The organism is Lacinutrix sp. Bg11-31 (genome assembly GCF_002831665.1).
Lineage (GTDB): Bacteria > Bacteroidota > Bacteroidia > Flavobacteriales > Flavobacteriaceae > Lacinutrix.
Map to the genome: position 1 here is coordinate 2,598,419 of NZ_CP025118.1, position 16,857 is coordinate 2,615,275.

A 16,857-nucleotide genomic window follows, 5' to 3' on the forward strand; every position below is an offset into this window, starting at 1 on the left:
TTACAACTTGGTAAGTCTTTCCATTACTTAAAACTTCTTGTGCACTAATACTAAAGTTTAATCCTAAAAGAAAGCTAGTAAAATTACATTTTTCATTATTATTTGTTTTGTTATTTTAGTTACAATTTATTAATCAAATATTTTGCCAAAATAATATTATTGCTATATATTATTAATTATTTCTGCTGCTTTTTTAAGTGTCTCATCTGTTTTTGCAAAACAAAAACGCAACACCCTATCATCTTTATTATTATCGTTAAAAACCGATAATGGTATTGACGCTAAACCATGATCTATTGTTAATCGTTTTGCAAACTCAATATCACTTACTTGTGTAATTTCAGAAAAATCTAATACCTGAAAATACGTTCCTTTTGCAGGTTTAAACTTGAAGCGTGAATTTTTTATTAAACTTAAAAACAAGTCTCTTTTGGATTGATAAAACTCTGAAAGACCCATATAGTTATTTGGATCTTTTAAATAGTCTGCTAATGCTTTTTGAGTTGGATGATTTACACTAAACACATTAAACTGATGCACTTTTTTAAACTCGTCCATCAATTCTTTTGGAGCACAGCAATAACCAACTTTCCATCCTGTGTTATGAAATGTTTTACCAAATGAAGCTGTAATAAAACTTCGTGATTTCAAATCTGAGAACTTACAAACACTTTGATGCTCTAAACCATCGAAAATAATATGCTCGTAAACTTCGTCGCTTAAAACTATACAGTTTGTATTCTCTGTTAGTTTTTGAAGTTCTAATAGATCAGTTTTAGAAAACACAGAGCCACTTGGGTTTTGTGGCGTGTTTATTATTATCATTTTTGTTTTGGCAGAAAAACAGGTTGCTACGGCTTCCCAATTCACTTTATAATATGGAGCTTCTAATTGTATAGAAATGGTTTTTCCGCCATTAAGTTCTATTGCTGGTTCGTAGCAATCATAAGCTGGGCGAAAAATTATCACTTCGTCTTTTGGTCTTATAAAAGTAGATATTATAGTATAAATAGCTTGTGTTGCTCCAGCAGTTACTGTTATTTCAGATTCTGGATTATAAGTAGCACTATATAATAAATCCATTTTCTTCGCAATGGCTTCTCTCAACTCCATATTTCCTGGCATTGGCGCATATTGGTTGTAACCGGAATTCATGGCTTGAGATACTAAATCTATAAGTTTTTGGTCACTTTTAAAGTTAGGAAACCCTTGAGATAAATTAATAGCATTGTGCTTATTTGCTAACATACTCATTACAGAGAAAATGTTGGTGCCTACGTTTGGAAGCTTAGACTGGTGTTTCATTTTATAAATATAACTAGAAAATTATAATGTTTATAGTTCCCTCCTTCGGTTGAAGGATAATGATGTTTCGTTTTAATGAAACTCGGATAGCTTGCGAGAAAGGAGACTTGTGCAAATGTAGCTTTAGTAAGCCCTTATATAGTTTGATTTAAAAACATGAATTAACTCCTCTATCTTCAAATTCTTTAAAAGAATATGAATTCATTACTCAGCTTGCAACAAGAGGAGAGCTACTCAGATTAATATTTGTAGATAACATCTTATTTATTGCTTCATTTTAACAATTTTTAGCACTCAATTTTTTATATTTGAGACTATTAAAAAAACAGAACAACTATGAAATTTTTAAAATTCATTTTACTATTTATTACAATTAACGTTTCCGCTCAACAAGGTGGTATGTGGATTCCTTCACTTTTAGAGGGCATGAACGAAGACGAAATGACAAATCTTGGTAGTAAATTAACTGCTAAAGATATTTATGACGTTAATAACTCAAGTTTAAAAGATGCTATTGGCCATTTTAATGGAGGCTGCACTAGTGAAATAATAAGTGATCAAGGATTAATTTTAACCAATCATCATTGTGGGTTTGGGCAAATACAAGCACATTCATCTTTAGAAAACGATTATTTAAAAGATGGTTTTTGGGCAATGAATCTGGAAGACGAATTACCAAACGAAGGTCTTTTTATAGAATTTATAGTGCGTATTGAAGATATAACCTCTCAAGTATTATCTGGCGTAACAGACACTATGAGTGAGAAAGAAAAACAGTCTCAAATTAGTAAAAACAGTAATACTGTTGAAGGCGCAGCTACTAAAGAAGCTTGGGAAGACACGAAAGTAAAGTCTTTTTATAAAGGTAATCAGTACTTTTTATTTGTAACAGAACGTTTTGAAGATATTAGATTAGTTGGTGCTCCACCAACAAGTATTGGGAAATTTGGTAGTGATACAGACAATTGGGTTTTCCCAAGACATACAGGAGATTTTTCTATGTTTAGAATTTATGCAGATGAAAATAACAGACCTGCAAAATATAGCAAAGACAACAAGCCATATAAGCCAAAACATTTTTTACCAATTTCTTTAGATGGTATTGAAGAAGGCGACTTTACACTTGTTTTTGGTTTTCCAGGACGTACAAACGAGTATTTACCAGCTGCTGCTATCGAGCATATTACAAAAGAATTTAATCCTAGTAATATTGCCATTCGCGAAGCGGCTTTAAAAGTGATTGATGCTGCAATGAAATCTAGTGATGATGTACGTATTAAATACGCATCTAAACAAGCTAGAATTGCTAATGCATGGAAAAAGTGGATTGGTGAGAATTTAGGTATTGAAAAAAGTAAAGCTGTTGCAAATCGTCGCAAGTTTGAAACCGAATTTACAACTGCTTTAAAAAATAAAGACTTGGTTAATAAATACGGGAATATCCTTCCTGAATTCGATAAGCTTTACAAAGACTTCTCAGCTGTAAACATTAAACGTAGAAACTTTATTGAAGTATTTATTGTAACCAACGAGTTAATGCAAATGACATTTAGAGCCTACCAAATGGAAGCTGCAATTATTGCTAACGAAGATAACTTTGAACGTGCAAAAGAATCAACAATATCAAGATTAAAAGGAATTCATAAGAATTTTAATGCAACTGTAGACAAAGGTGTTTACAAAGCTGTAATGCCAATGTATTCGTCTAAAATTGATGCTTCAATTTATGACAGAACTGCTTTTACTAGTTTAGAATCTACTTTAACTTTATTTGAAGGCGACCAAAAAAGTATATTAAAAAAACTAAATAAAGACGCTGCTTACAAATATGCTAAGCCAATTATTGAAGATTATTATAAAAATATTGATGCTCAATTTCAAGAAAAAAACGAAGTAATAACCGCATTACAAACTAAGTACATGACTGCCTTAATGGAAGCATTACCAGATGCACGCTATTTTCCAGACGCTAACAGTACGCTTCGTGTTACTTATGGTCAAGTTCGTGGTTACGCACCAAGAGATGCTGTGTATTATCAACCTGTAAGTTACCTTGATGGTGTGATTGAAAAATTTGTACCAGATGATTATGAGTTTGATGTACCAAAGAAATTACTTGAACTTTACGACGCTAAAGATTACGGACAATATGCAGACAAAAATGGAAAAGTACCAGTTTGCTTTTTAGGAACAAACCATACTACTGGTGGAAATTCAGGAAGTCCTGCAATAGATGCACATGGAAACCTTGTTGGTTTAAATTTTGATCGTGTTTGGGAAGGTACAATGAGTGACATGAATTACGATCCAGAAATTTGCCGAAACATTATGGTAGATGCGCGTTACGTGCTATTTATTGTAGATAAATTTGCAGGAGCTACTAGATTGATTGATGAGATGAAATTGGTGCATCCTAAAAAGAAGTAAATTATTAGCTTCTCGATACAGTTTTTTCATGCTTCAAAAATCACTCGAAATGACAAACGTTATATTAAAATATAACTAGTTGTCAGTTCGAGTGGCGTAACGAAGGAACGTTGTATCGAGAACCTTTAATTATATGATTATAAACTATAAAAAATGCGATTTAAGTAATTTAGAAACACTTACAGCAATTTCTAAATCTACGTTTATTGATGCTTTTGGATCACTTAACAATCCAGAAGAATTTAACAGTTACATAGAAAAAGCATTTAGTAAAAAACAAATAGAAAAGGAGCTATTAAACCCTAATTCTACTTTTTATTTCGCTTACGCGGAAGAACAAATTATTGGTTACTTTAAATTGAATGTAAAAGATGCTCAAAATGAAATCTACGAGCAAGAATCGATAGAATTAGAACGCATTTATATACTTTCTCAATTTCAGAATAAAGGACTTGGGAAACTGTTTTTAAATGAAATAATTGCACAAGCTAAAACCCATAACGCTTCCTTTTTATGGTTAGGCGTTTGGAGTAAAAACAAAAATGCAATTCGTTTTTACGAGCGCTTATGCTTTAAACAATTCGACACTCATGCTTTTTATTTAGGTAGCGAAAGACAGCTAGATTCTTTAATGAAGTTAGACTTAAGTAATTTTTAATCGTTTTAATAACTCTTGCTTAAAGCTTCTCCCTATTGGTAATTTGTTACTACCAATATAGATGGTGTTGCCAGCTATTTTATCCACACAGTTACTGTTTATAATAAACGATTTATGAATTTGAATAAAATTGGTTTCTGGTAGTTTTTCAACCCAACTTTTAAGTGAATCTATATAAGATAACTTTTGTGTTTTTGTAACTATTGTAATATAATTTCTATCGCTTTCTAAAAACAAAATATCATCTACAATAACCTTATGATGTGTTTTATCTACGTTTAAAAATAAGATTTCACTATTGGTTTCTTCGGAAGTGTTTTGTGATTTATCAATAAATTTTTCAGCTTTATTAATGGCTTTTAAAAACCGATCAAACGAAAATGGTTTCACTAAGTAATCTACAATTGTTTCTAAAGAGAAACTCTCTGCTGCATAATCAGGATAAGCAGTTGTCATTATTATAGCAGGTGGATTTTTTATAGTTTTAATAAAATCTATTCCTGAAATATCTGGCAAATTAATATCTAAAAAAACAAAATCTACAGTTTCATTTTTTAAAAACGAACGTGCTTCGGTAGCCGACTGAAAAGCGCCTTTTAACTCCACGTTGGGCAGCTTACCTAAAAAGTTTTTTAGAATGTTTTGAGCCGGAATTTCATCTTCTATTATTATACAGGTCATTGTTTAATGTTTATGTCACTTCGAGTGATTTTTGAAGCATGAAAAAATTGTATCGAGAAGTCTTTTAAAGGTTCTCGATACAAAATTGCGAAAAAGCAATTTCACTCGAACTGACAACGTTTATTTTAAATTTAATTTTAAAGTCACAACAAATTGTTCGGCCTTTTTAATATCGAAACTATAGTTGTCTTTATATATTAATTGTAATCGTTTTTCTAAATTTTGTAAACCTATTTTAAAATCTGTAGCACTTACTTTTTCTTTATTATAATCGTTACTACAAACACATTCTAAAACACCATGCTCTTCAGTAATACCAATAGAAATATCGCTATTTAATGTACTATGTTTAAAGGCATTTTCTATTATAGTAATTAATAATAAAGGTGCAATTTTCACACTATTAGAATGAACTTCTGTTTTATAAAAAATCTGTTTTACACCTTCGGTTCTAATGCGTTGAAACTTAATATAATTATCTAAAAACTGAAGCTCTTTCTCAAGTGAAATAGTTTTAGCATTACTTTCATATAACACATGTTTTAAATTATCTGAAAGCATTAAAATAAGCTCTGGTGTTTCCGATGGTTTTTCTATTGAATAAGAATAAATAGTATTCAAATTATTAAATAACACGTGCGGATTTATTTGCGATTTTAAAAACTTTAGTTCCATTTCTGCATGTTCTTTTTTCACCTGCTCCACTTCAGCCTGTTTGTCGATAAAACGATACAAAACCCATACAAACGAAAAGAAAATAAGTGGCACCAAGGTTTGCCATAGGTAATCGCTGAGGCATTTCATTATAGAACAACCACACTGCGCAAATACATTACAATACAATTGTGTTGCAAAAAAGGAAATAATAGCAAATACAAACACATAAGGGATGTACCATTTTTTCTTTACGAAAAAAGGTAATAACACGAAATTGTTGACATAAACGATAACTACAAGTATTGATAAATACTGTAAAAACGGATTTTCTTTCCAATAATATCTTGAGAAAATAGATAATGATACAAATACAAAAAGCATCCAAAATAGGATGTGTACCAATAGTTGAGAGCCATGTTTTTTAAAGAAGGTTTGTTTCACAATTGAAAAGTAGTGAGAAATGCTTTAACCATCAAAAACAAAGTACAAAAACCCATGTAAACATTGCAAACGGCATGTTTAATCTCGTTTGTTACTTTAAGTATGTTGTTTGTACAGATTTTTAGAAAACTATTGATTCTCAATTTACTTTTGATTTCATCTAAAAACAAATCAATCATGAACCATCCATATCTTAAATATAAACTTTAGCAAAAAACGCTAAATGGATGTAACATGTGACCATTAAAAAACAATAAAACCAATCATCATGAAACGAACAGCTGTAATCACAGTAATCCTTAGTCTTTGTCTTTCTTTTGGGTACGCTCAAACTTTAAATAATATTGTAAAAGATGAAGGTAATAAGGATATGCTTCTTGGTAAGATAGATAAAAACGGATTACAAACAGCTCCTTTTAATGAGTGGTTTAACAAAAACCACGATGATTATATTGTAAATTCAAGTTTAGTTAAAACGTTTAAAAAAGATTTGAAAAACTATACAATTAAAGCTTTTTTAGGCACTTGGTGTGGAGATAGCAAAAAAGAAGTGCCAAGGTTTTATAAGGTTTTGGAAGCTGCAAATTACCCTATGAATCAATTAGAAGTTTTTGCTTTAGACCACAGTAAAACTGCTTATAAAAAAGGCCCAAATGGAGAAGAAAAAGGATTAAACATCCACAGAGTACCAACCTTTATTTTCTATAAAGATAGTAAAGAAGTAAACCGAATTGTGGAACACCCTAAAGAAACTTTTGAGCGTGATATACAAAGTATAATAACGACAGATCGTTATAGACAAAACTATATTGCTGTGGATTACTTACATTCTTTATTAGTAGAAAAATCGATAGATTCTCTTAAAACAATTGAAACAGATTTAACCCAAAAGCTTGGCAGATTCGTAAAAAGTAGTAGCGAATTAAACACCTTTGGCTATGTACTTTTAAGAAGTAAACAAATTGAAAAAGCGTTATACGTTTTTAATTTAAATACAAAATTATATCCATACAAACATAGTGTTTACGATAGTTTAGCTGAAGCCTTTTTTATTGCAGAAAATTATTCTGAAGCTTTTAGAAATTACTACAAAGTACTAAGCATAATACCAGATAATGAGAATGCATTGGAAATGGTGGATAAAATAAAGAAGCTTAATAGTTTGAAATAACAACTTCTCGATACAATTTTTAAAGCTACGCATTGGTATCTCAAAAATCACTCGAAGTGACAAGTGATAAATTTAGATTGAAACACGCTGTCAGTTCGAGTAATGCGACCAAAGGAGCATTGTATCGAGAACTTATCTTTATTTAAAATGCTTCTCGATACAATTTTATCGTGCCTCAAAAATCACTCGAAGTGACAAAACGAAATACTTAAACAATCTCCATCTTCTTCAACAGAAAACTTGCATTCATATTCTGACAAATTCCTTTTTTAAAGGTATAATCGAAATACAACTCATCGTCAATAATCTGCGCATCGAAATAATGATTTTTAACCTCTTCTAATTCTTTTTCAATTTCACAAAGACTTAAATCGTGAGTAGCAATTATTCCTGTAGCGTTACTTGCTACTAACTTCTCCACAAATTTTCTTGATCCAATGGCTTTATCTGTACTGTTTGTACCTTTTAGGATTTCGTCTAAAATAATAAAGTAATTATCCGTTTTAATAGCGTCTACAATGTATTTTAAACGTGTTAATTCCGAAAAGAAGTAAGAACTATCATCTGTTAAAGAATCGCTTGTACGCATGCTTGTAATTAATTTTACAGGAACATACTCACTAGATTTTGCACAAACAGGTAATCCAACGTTTGCCATAACAATATGCAAAGAAACTGTTCTTAAAAATGTACTCTTTCCAGCCATGTTTGCTCCTGTAATAATAAAAAACTGTTCAGTTTCTATATTAAAATCATTGTCTACACGTTTCTCCTTTTTTAATAAAGGATGACCTAATTCTATTACAGTTGTTTTTTTACCAGCTTCTAAAATTTTAGAATACACATACTCTTTATGGTTAAAGGTATAGTTTCCTAAACTATTATAAGCATCGAAAAAGGTAACCACTTCAAACCAATCTTCCACTTTATCATGATACGTTTCAATCCATTGCTCAATAGCAAAACTGTTTTTTATATCTGTTAGAAAATAACCATTTCCAAAAATAGCAGAAATAAGATTGTTTCTATTATCTAAAGCATCCATTGCCTTGGATAAATCTGTTAAAATAGCAGAGGCTTTTTTTCCTTCCAATTGTATTCCTTTCTGTTTTTCAATAAGTAATGTTGAAGAAAATGTTTCATTTTCGATAGCATTTAAAAGTTGAGCGTATTGCCTAAATGTATCTCTAATTTTATCTGTGTTTGCAGCTAAATCGTTTATCTTTTTTAAATACTTACCTGTTACCGCTAACCCGATTAATAACCAATATCCAAAAAACTCTATAGAAATTACTTTTGTAATACCTAAAATAAGAATCAATGCTGAAACACCAACAAACACTATAGGCAATCGTTTTAATGTTTTAGGTAAAAACGATTTGTGTTTGTGTAGCCACGAAATAATTTGGTCTGGTTTGGTTTCTACTTTTATTAAGTTTGCAGTAGCTTGAAACCGCTGTCTCCATTCTGGCTTTGCAGACAATTCTTTTATTGCCTCTTGCCTTTGTTCTATATTTAAAATATTGTTAGCCTTAAGTGCATTTGATAATGCTAAAGCACCAATTTTAGTTGCTGTTCTGTTTATAAATTGAAAGAAAGAACCACGACCAAATAAATCGATATCTAAAGCATAATTATGAAGCGGATCTTGGAATTCTAAGCCTTCACTTCTATCGAAAAAGTCGCCTGAACCAATTTTTAATTCTTCTGCATTTATAGCAAGTAATGCTTTTTTTAAAGCATATTCTGATTTTAAAACGGTATGTTTTGATAACAAAAATAGAAACACAAATACACCAACTAAGCCACAACCTAATGCTATTTGCCAATTGCTAAATGTAAAATAAACAACTACAATTGTAGCCATAAAAGCTAATAGTCTTCCAGTACTTAAAGCTGTAAGTTGCTTGTGTAATTTTGAAACCTCTGTTTTATAAGTTTCGAGTTGTTGTTGATAATATTGAGTTGAATCTTGCATTGTTTTATAATTCTAAAGCATCAAATTTTGTAAAAATTTGAATAATTGTTTCTACTGCGTCTTGGTAAAATTGATTGTCAATTTTCTCAAAATCATCAGTTGGTTTGTGGTAATCTTCATGATCTGCTACTCCAAAATAGATAAAAGGAATATCTGCTTTATGGAACACTGCATGATCGCTAGAATTTGTCCAATTATCTCCATCACCCAATCCTTCGTGACCAATTAGTAAATCTACTTTACCTAAATCCTTAAAGTTTTCTATTGTTGGTTTTAAATGAGGATAATATCTCGATCCCACTGCGAAGAGTTCGTTTCTATCGCTTCGGCTAATCATATCCATATTTAAGTTCAAAACAATGTTTTTTTGCTGAATAGTATTGTCTTTTACAAAATGATATGCGCCTTTAAGGCCTAGTTCTTCACCATCAAAAGCGGCTAAAATTACGTTATGCTTTGGTAGATTGCTTTTAAAATATTCTGCAAAAGCAAACAAAGCACTAATACCCGAAGCATCGTCGTCTGCTCCATTATATATCTTACCACCCTTAATACCTTCATGATCGTAATGTGCAGATAATACTATGTATTTTCTATTTTTTTCTGTTCCTTTAACTAATCCTAAAATATTTTCAGCTTGATAATTTCCGAAAGTAAAAGGTTGTCCATAACCAAAACTTAAAGGCTTTACTTCTAATTCTAAAAAACGTTTTTCTATATATTCTTTTGCTTTTTTTGCGCCTTCTGTCCCTGTTCTTCTTCCTTCAAAAGCATCAGATGATAAGGTTTTAATATTTTTTAGCAACGCTTCAGTTGAATACGAATAATTTGTAATTGGAGTTGTATTCTCAACTTTTTTTAGCGCTTCAGCAGTTTGTGTTTTACAACTTATAAGAGAGATGCTTAATGCTAAAATATATAGTGGGTATGCTGTTTTCATTTAAAATAAAATTATAGGTAAAGCTAATAAAAAAACCCAAGCGATAGGCTTGGGTTTATATTTATTTAGGACTCTTCGCTAATGCTCTGAGTGACATTTCTGTTCTTATTATCCTTTTAAGCTAGCTGCTAAATACTCACGATTCATACGTGCTATATTCTCTAAAGAAATTCCTTTAGGGCATTCAACTTCACAAGCTCCAGTGTTAGTACAGTTACCAAAACCTTCGTCGTCCATTTGCTTAACCATGTTTAAAACTCTATCTGTAGCTTCTATTTTACCTTGTGGTAATAGTGCAAATTGAGAGACTTTAGCACCAACAAATAACATTGCTGATGAGTTTTTACAAGATGCTACACATGCACCACAACCAATACAAGTTGCTGCTGAAAAAGCATCATCTGCATCTTCTTTATTTATTGGAGTTGCGTTTGCATCGATAGTATTACCAGATGTATTTACAGATATAAATCCTCCTGCATGTTGAATACGATCAAACGAGCTTCGATCTACAATTAAATCTTTTACTACAGGAAATGCTGTTGCTCTAAATGGCTCGATAGTAATTGTATCTCCATCTTTAAACATACGCATGTGTAACTGACATGTAGTTACACCACGATCTGGTCCATGAGCTTCTCCATTAATATATAAAGAACACATTCCGCAAATTCCTTCACGACAATCGTGATCGAAAGCTACTGGCTCTTCATCTTTATTAATTAGTTGTTCGTTTAAAACATCTAACATTTCAAGAAAAGACATATCTGGAGAAATATCGCTGACTTTATAATCAACCATACTTCCTTTATCACTAGCGTTTTTTTGACGCCAAATTTTTAACGTTAAATTCATATCCATAGCTTTCCTTATTTGTATGATCTTTGTTTTAATTCTATATCCTTGAACTCTAATTCTTCTTTGTGTAACACCGCGTCGCTAGGTTCTCCTTTATATTCCCAAGCAGAAACATATGCAAAATCTTCATCGTTACGTTTTGCTTCACCTTTTTGCTCACCATCTAACTCTACTGCATCCTCTCTAAAGTGTCCTCCACAAGATTCTTCTCTATTTAAAGCATCTTTAGCGAATAATTCTCCTAATTCTAAGAAATCTGCAACACGACCAGCTTTTGCTAATTCTTCGTTGTATTCTTCGTTAGTTCCGGGTACTTTTACTTCTTTCCAGAATTGCTCTCTTAACGCTTTAATTTCAGCAATAGCTTCCGTTAAACCTTTTACATTTCTAGACATCCCTACTTTGTTCCACATGATTTTTCCTAATTTCTTATGGAAATAATCTACAGAGTGAGATCCTTTATTCGTTACAAAGAATTCTAATTGTTTTCTAACATCGTTTTCAGCTTCTTCAAATTCTTTAGAATCTGTAGAAATTGGTCCTGTTCTAATATCATCAGATAAATAATCACCAATTGTATATGGTAACACAAAATATCCATCTGCTAAACCTTGCATTAAAGCTGAAGCACCAAGTCTGTTTGCACCATGATCAGAGAAATTAGCTTCTCCAATACAGTATAAACCAGGAACAGTTGTCATTAAGTTATAATCTACCCAAACACCACCCATTGTGTAATGTACTGCTGGATAAATCATCATTGGTGTGTTGTATGGATCTTGATCTACGATCTTCTCATACATTTGGAATAAGTTTCCATATTTATTTTTGATTACTTCTTGCCCTAATTTTTTAACAAGAGCAGCATCATTTTCGTCTAATCCTTTAACGTGAGCAGTTTCTTTACCGTAACGTTGAATTGCCGAAGCAAAATCTAAGAATACAGCTTCTCCTGTTGCATTAACTCCAAAACCAGCATCACAACGTTCTTTTGCTGCACGAGAGGCAACATCACGAGGTACTAAGTTTCCGAATGCAGGATAGCGACGCTCTAGGTAGTAATCTCTATCGTCTTCAGCTAGTTCTCTAGGCTTTAATGCACCAGATTTAATAGCCTCAACATCTTTCATGTGTTTTGGTACCCAAATACGTCCATCATTTCTTAAAGACTCAGACATCAATGTTAATTTAGACTGATGATCTCCAGAAACAGGAATACATGTTGGGTGAATTTGTGTGTAACAAGGGTTTGCAAAATAAGCACCTTTTTTATGCGCTTTCCAACCTGCTGTTACATTACTTCCCATCGCGTTTGTTGATAAGAAGAATACGTTACCATAACCACCAGTTCCAAGAACTACAGCGTGAGCTGAGTGACGTTCTACTTCTCCAGTAATTAAGTTACGTGTTATAATTCCACGAGCTTTTCCATCAACCTTAACAACGTCTAACATTTCGTGACGGTTGTACATTTTGATTTTACCACGACCGATTTGACGATTCATAGCAGAATAAGCTCCTAATAATAATTGTTGTCCTGTTTGTCCAGCTGCGTAAAAAGTACGTGATACTAATACTCCACCAAACGAACGGTTATCTAATAATCCACCATATTCACGTGCAAAAGGAACACCTTGAGCAACACATTGGTCAATTATATTTGCAGACACCTCAGCTAAACGGTATACGTTAGCTTCACGAGAACGGTAATCTCCACCTTTTACAGTATCATAAAATAATCTGTAAGTAGAATCACCATCTCCTTGGTAATTTTTTGCTGCGTTTATTCCTCCTTGCGCTGCAATAGAGTGTGCACGTCTTGGAGAATCTTGAAAGCAAAATGCTTTTACGTTATATCCAAGCTCTGCTAAAGTAGCAGCAGCCGATCCACCAGCTAATCCTGTTCCAACAATAATAACATCTATGTTACGTTTGTTAGCAGGATTTACTAAATCGATATGATTTTTATAATCTGTCCATTTATCTTTAATTGGACCTTGAGGTATTTTAGAATCTAAAGCCATAAATCTCTCTGTATATTAATGATTAAAATGATGAAATAATGCAATGAAGATAAATCCTAATGGAATACCAATTGCATAGATTTTACTAAATCTCTTTAATCCTTTTGTGTATTTATTATTTGCTCCAACTGATTGGAATGCTGAATCAAAACCATGTAATAAGTGTAATGCTAAGAATACAAATGCAATTACATAAAGTACAACTCTCCAGATATCTACAAATTTATGTTGCAGCTCTTCGAAGTATCTAAAACCACTTTCTGCATTATTTGGATCGATAAGACCAGACATATCACCAACAATAAATTTGGTGTTTAATTCTGGAAACCAAAAATCGTAAAAATGAAGACCAACGAACGCTAAAATTGCTAGTCCACTCCAAATCATGTTTCTGCTCATCCATGAAGAATTTGCTCCTCCATTGTTTTTAGCATAACTAATTTGTCTTGCTTTGTTGTTTTTAATTTCTAAAACAAATCCCATTACAAAATGAAAAACAACTCCAAAAATTAAAACCGGTTGTAATGCATATTGTACTAACGGAAACGTTCCCATAAAGTGAGAGACATCGTTAAAAGTATCTGGACTAAATACCGAAAGTATGTTTATTGAAAAATGTTGAAGTAAAAAAAACATTAGAAAGAGTGCCGAAAGTGCCATGGCAAACTTCCTTCCTATTGAAGAATTTAAAATTCCGCTCATTATTTTATGAAGTTAAATTATAATATACACAAATATAGTGAGCCATGCTTAGCCAAACAAGTTTTACTAGTTTTTTAAAATTTATTTAGAATGAGTTTACTTAGCTTGTGGCTAATAGAAAACTAGCCTAAAAAGTTTTTTTATTATGTTCTGTTTTACCCAAATTATTCGACTTCCAAGCCTTTAGTAACATTATCTATAGAAATAATATATTCACCTTTTGGCAAGTAATACTTGTTGTTTTTAGCTTTATTAATATCTATTGTAGTATTCTCTTTTAATAGTTTTTTTCTTCCTTTTTCTGTGATCGTTAAATCGTAATCTACATAATTAAAACCTTTATCCACATCGACTTCGATAGTTTGCAAAACTGAATTTTTATCACTTTTAATCTCAATCGTTTTTTTACCTGCATTGTTAGCATAAAACTTAATCTGCGTAGCAGGTTCGTAAGGCTGCATCCATTTACTCCAGCTGTTTCCCCAACGCCCATTAGCTTTTATTTTTTCGGTTTTAAAAATTGTTGGTTGACTTGTTAAAACCATACCTGCTCCAAATTGTTGCAAAGCTTTAATATTTGTTTCATAAATACTTCTTCCGTGTGTTCCAATTAATAAATCATTACTTTCTTTATGTAAAACAATATCATGTACTGCAACTGCTGGCAAACCTTTAGAGAAAGCCTCCCAGTTTTCACCGTTATTAAAGCTAACGTACGCTCCATTATCTGTACCTAAATACAATATTCCTTCATTTACAAAATCCTCTTTAATCACATTAACAGGTGAAGTAGGAATGTTTGACGCTATAGACTTCCATGTTTGTCCGTAGTTTTCTGAAACATAAACGTAGGTTGAAAAATCGTCGAATCGGTAGCCATTTAAAGTAACATAAACACGTTCCTTTTTATGTTTTGAAGCAATAACTCTACTCACCCATAAATCTTTAGGCAAGCCATTACTAATATTATTCCATGTGCCACCAGCGTTTTTGGTTACTTGCACTAATCCGTCGTCACTTCCTATGTAAATTAAACCAAACTTGAAAGCCGATTCACTAATTGTCGTTAAAGTACCGTAAGCCACATTTCCTTTTTTTCCACCTTGCGTTAAATCTGGAGAAATAGCTTTCCAAGTCTCTCCTTTATCCATAGAACGCATTAATTTATTACCTCCTAAATATAAAATATCCTGATTGTGTTTTGATAAATGAATAGGTGTTTGCCAATTAAAACGGTAAGGTGTCTCACCTAATTCGTGCTTTGGCTGAATGTATTTTTGCTCACCTGTTTCTCTATTTATTCTATAATAATTACCAAATTGATAACCTGTGTAAACAATATCTGGATTACGATTATCAATCTCAATTTGCATACCGTCTCCTCCCATTATACTTTTCCATGGATATTCTCCATTTTGGTGCCATCTTTTATCTTCTGGAGCATCATGAGCACCAACCCAAACGCCATTATCTTGTAATCCACCATACACACGATAAGGCTCTTGATTATCTACATTTATTGCATAAAACTGACCAACTGCTGGTGCATTATTTTTTATCCAGTTGTCTCCATCATCGTAACTTATATTTACGCCACCATCGTTTCCATTAATTAAATGGTTTGTGTTTTTAGGGTTAATCCATAAGGCATGATGATCTGCATGCACGTTTTCTGAACTTATAGATGTAAATGTTTTTCCACCATCTTTAGATTTTAAAATTGGCACACCATAAACATAAATACTATTCTCGTTATCTGGAGCCACGTAAACATGCCCAAAATAATAACCATAACTGTAATACAAATCGTCTAAATAATCATTGTGCGTTTTTTTCCATGTTTTCCCACCATCTGTACTTTTATAAATCTCAGCACCAATAACTGGAGTCTCAAAAAGCATAGAATTAGCATCTTCTAAATAATGTGCTAAATCAATTGGTTTTACATTACCGCTGCGAACCATTTGTTTTACGTTTTCGGCTCTATATTTCTCCTGGAAACCATTCATTTTTAAAAACCCATTAAGCTTCTTATCTTCAAGCGATAAAAAAGCTTGAGTACTCATGGTTTTAAAATCTTCTTTTTTAAGACCTCTAGTTTCTTGTTTTTCTCCTTCGGAAGGCCTCCTGAACTGACTATCGTGAATTGCATAAATAATATTATCATCGTAAATTGCTAATCCTATTCTACCTACTCCATTTCCTGTTGGAAAACCACTATTTTCTGTAGAAACTTTTTCCCAATTTTCTCCAGCATCTGTACTTTTATATATTGCCGAATTATTTCCGCTACCATCAAAATTCCATGCTTTTCTATTTTTAGTCCAAGACGAAGCAAACATAACATTATAGTTATTTGGTGCATGTTGCACATCTATAATACCACTAACATTATCTACAAATAAGTTTTTACTCCATGTTTTTCCGCCATCTTTAGTTTTATAAATTCCTCTGTCTTCAGATTTAGAATACAAAGCACCAGTAACTCCAATTACAACTTCGTTTACATTATTTGGATTGATTAAAATGCGACCTATATGCTGCGAGTTTGGCAAGCCTACATGTTCCCAAGTTTCACCATTATTAGTAGACTTTAAAATACCAATTCCCGAATAAGACGATCGAGATGCATTATTTTCTCCTGTACCAACCCAAATTGTTCGCGTGTTCCAATCTACAGCAATATCACCTACATTTTGAGTTTGCGCACTGTCTAGAATTGGTGTAAAAGTGGTACCATTATTTGTAGTATGCCACACACCTCCAGAAGCATAACCTGCATAAAACTCTGCAGGATTTTCTGGGTTTACTGCTAAATCCACAACACGACCACTCATTACTGTTGGTCCAATATTTTTAAAAGGTACATTCTTTACTAAAGACTCCTTTTGCAACACTGCTTTTTGCAGAAGCGCTTGTTGTACAGCTTCGGCATTTATTTGAGGTTGTTGTGCTTCGGTTTTAAGAATAACCAGAAAAGATAAAGCTAAGAAAATATTGAATTTCATAATATGT

At 32.2% G+C, this 16,857-nt stretch carries 12 protein-coding genes; 3 read left to right on the top strand and 9 right to left on the bottom strand.

The window, feature by feature from the left end; all coding sequences use genetic code 11:
• Positions 1-162 precede the first annotated feature (162 nt).
• Complete coding sequence (locus CW733_RS11680) at positions 163-1,305, bottom strand: methionine aminotransferase (RefSeq protein WP_100997346.1); 1,143 nt, start codon at positions 1,303-1,305, stop codon at positions 163-165.
• A 336-nt stretch (positions 1,306-1,641) separates the two neighbouring features.
• Here CW733_RS11680 and CW733_RS11685 point away from each other — a divergent pair, with 336 nt between their 5' ends.
• Together CW733_RS11685 and CW733_RS11690 are read left to right on the top strand one after the other, a co-directional pair.
• Positions 1,642-3,732, top strand: coding sequence for a S46 family peptidase (locus tag CW733_RS11685; protein WP_100997347.1), 2,091 nt, complete (start codon positions 1,642-1,644; stop codon positions 3,730-3,732).
• Positions 3,733-3,865: 133 nt separating this feature from the next.
• Positions 3,866-4,390, top strand: coding sequence for a GNAT family N-acetyltransferase (locus tag CW733_RS11690; RefSeq protein ID WP_100997348.1), 525 nt, complete (start codon positions 3,866-3,868; stop codon positions 4,388-4,390).
• Here CW733_RS11690 and CW733_RS11695 read toward each other — a convergent pair.
• A complete protein-coding gene (locus tag CW733_RS11695; RefSeq protein WP_100997349.1) occupies positions 4,376-5,071 on the bottom strand; it encodes a LytTR family DNA-binding domain-containing protein in 696 nt (231 codons plus the stop codon). The genes CW733_RS11690 and CW733_RS11695 overlap by 15 nt on opposite strands.
• A 120-nt stretch (positions 5,072-5,191) precedes the next feature.
• Positions 5,192-6,169, bottom strand: a complete 978-nt coding sequence (locus tag CW733_RS11700; RefSeq protein ID WP_232730360.1) for a sensor histidine kinase — start codon at positions 6,167-6,169, stop codon at positions 5,192-5,194.
• 268 nt (positions 6,170-6,437) lie between these two features.
• Here CW733_RS11700 and CW733_RS11710 point away from each other — a divergent pair, with 268 nt between their 5' ends.
• Positions 6,438-7,340, top strand: coding sequence for a thioredoxin family protein (locus CW733_RS11710; protein WP_100997351.1), 903 nt, complete (start codon positions 6,438-6,440; stop codon positions 7,338-7,340).
• Positions 7,341-7,548: 208 nt separating this feature from the next.
• Here the strand turns inward: CW733_RS11710 and CW733_RS11715 are convergent, their stop codons facing one another.
• The 6 genes from CW733_RS11715 to CW733_RS11740 form a co-directional block, all read right to left on the bottom strand.
• Complete coding sequence (locus CW733_RS11715) at positions 7,549-9,318, bottom strand: hypothetical protein (RefSeq protein WP_100997352.1); 1,770 nt, start codon at positions 9,316-9,318, stop codon at positions 7,549-7,551.
• Positions 9,319-9,322: 4 nt separating this feature from the next.
• Positions 9,323-10,258 (bottom strand): M28 family peptidase, encoded by a 936-nt coding sequence (locus CW733_RS11720; RefSeq protein WP_232730361.1) that lies wholly within the window; start codon positions 10,256-10,258, stop codon positions 9,323-9,325.
• Between the two features lie 108 nt (positions 10,259-10,366).
• Positions 10,367-11,113 (bottom strand): succinate dehydrogenase/fumarate reductase iron-sulfur subunit, encoded by a 747-nt coding sequence (locus tag CW733_RS11725; RefSeq protein WP_100998814.1) that lies wholly within the window; start codon positions 11,111-11,113, stop codon positions 10,367-10,369.
• Between the two features lie 14 nt (positions 11,114-11,127).
• Positions 11,128-13,140, bottom strand: a complete 2,013-nt coding sequence (locus CW733_RS11730) for a fumarate reductase/succinate dehydrogenase flavoprotein subunit (protein WP_100997353.1) — start codon at positions 13,138-13,140, stop codon at positions 11,128-11,130.
• A gap of 15 nt (positions 13,141-13,155) precedes the next feature.
• On the bottom strand, positions 13,156-13,842 hold the full coding sequence (locus CW733_RS11735; protein WP_100997354.1) for a succinate dehydrogenase cytochrome b subunit: 687 nt from the start codon (positions 13,840-13,842) through the stop codon (positions 13,156-13,158).
• A gap of 164 nt (positions 13,843-14,006) precedes the next feature.
• Positions 14,007-16,850, bottom strand: a complete 2,844-nt coding sequence (locus CW733_RS11740) for a sialidase family protein (protein WP_100997355.1) — start codon at positions 16,848-16,850, stop codon at positions 14,007-14,009.
• Positions 16,851-16,857: the final 7 nt, after the last annotated feature.

Coding starts and splice junctions, on each gene's coding strand:
- CW733_RS11680 (WP_100997346.1), bottom strand. CDS start 1,305: ATGAAACACCAGTCTAAGCTTCCAAACGTAGGCACCAACATTTTCTCT.
- CW733_RS11685 (WP_100997347.1), top strand. CDS start 1,642: ATGAAATTTTTAAAATTCATTTTACTATTTATTACAATTAACGTTTCC.
- CW733_RS11690 (WP_100997348.1), top strand. CDS start 3,866: ATGATTATAAACTATAAAAAATGCGATTTAAGTAATTTAGAAACACTT.
- CW733_RS11695 (WP_100997349.1), bottom strand. CDS start 5,071: ATGACCTGTATAATAATAGAAGATGAAATTCCGGCTCAAAACATTCTA.
- CW733_RS11710 (WP_100997351.1), top strand. CDS start 6,438: ATGAAACGAACAGCTGTAATCACAGTAATCCTTAGTCTTTGTCTTTCT.
- CW733_RS11715 (WP_100997352.1), bottom strand. CDS start 9,318: ATGCAAGATTCAACTCAATATTATCAACAACAACTCGAAACTTATAAA.
- CW733_RS11720 (WP_232730361.1), bottom strand. CDS start 10,258: ATGAAAACAGCATACCCACTATATATTTTAGCATTAAGCATCTCTCTT.
- CW733_RS11725 (WP_100998814.1), bottom strand. CDS start 11,113: ATGAATTTAACGTTAAAAATTTGGCGTCAAAAAAACGCTAGTGATAAA.
- CW733_RS11730 (WP_100997353.1), bottom strand. CDS start 13,140: ATGGCTTTAGATTCTAAAATACCTCAAGGTCCAATTAAAGATAAATGG.
- CW733_RS11735 (WP_100997354.1), bottom strand. CDS start 13,842: ATGAGCGGAATTTTAAATTCTTCAATAGGAAGGAAGTTTGCCATGGCA.
- CW733_RS11740 (WP_100997355.1), bottom strand. CDS start 16,850: ATGAAATTCAATATTTTCTTAGCTTTATCTTTTCTGGTTATTCTTAAA.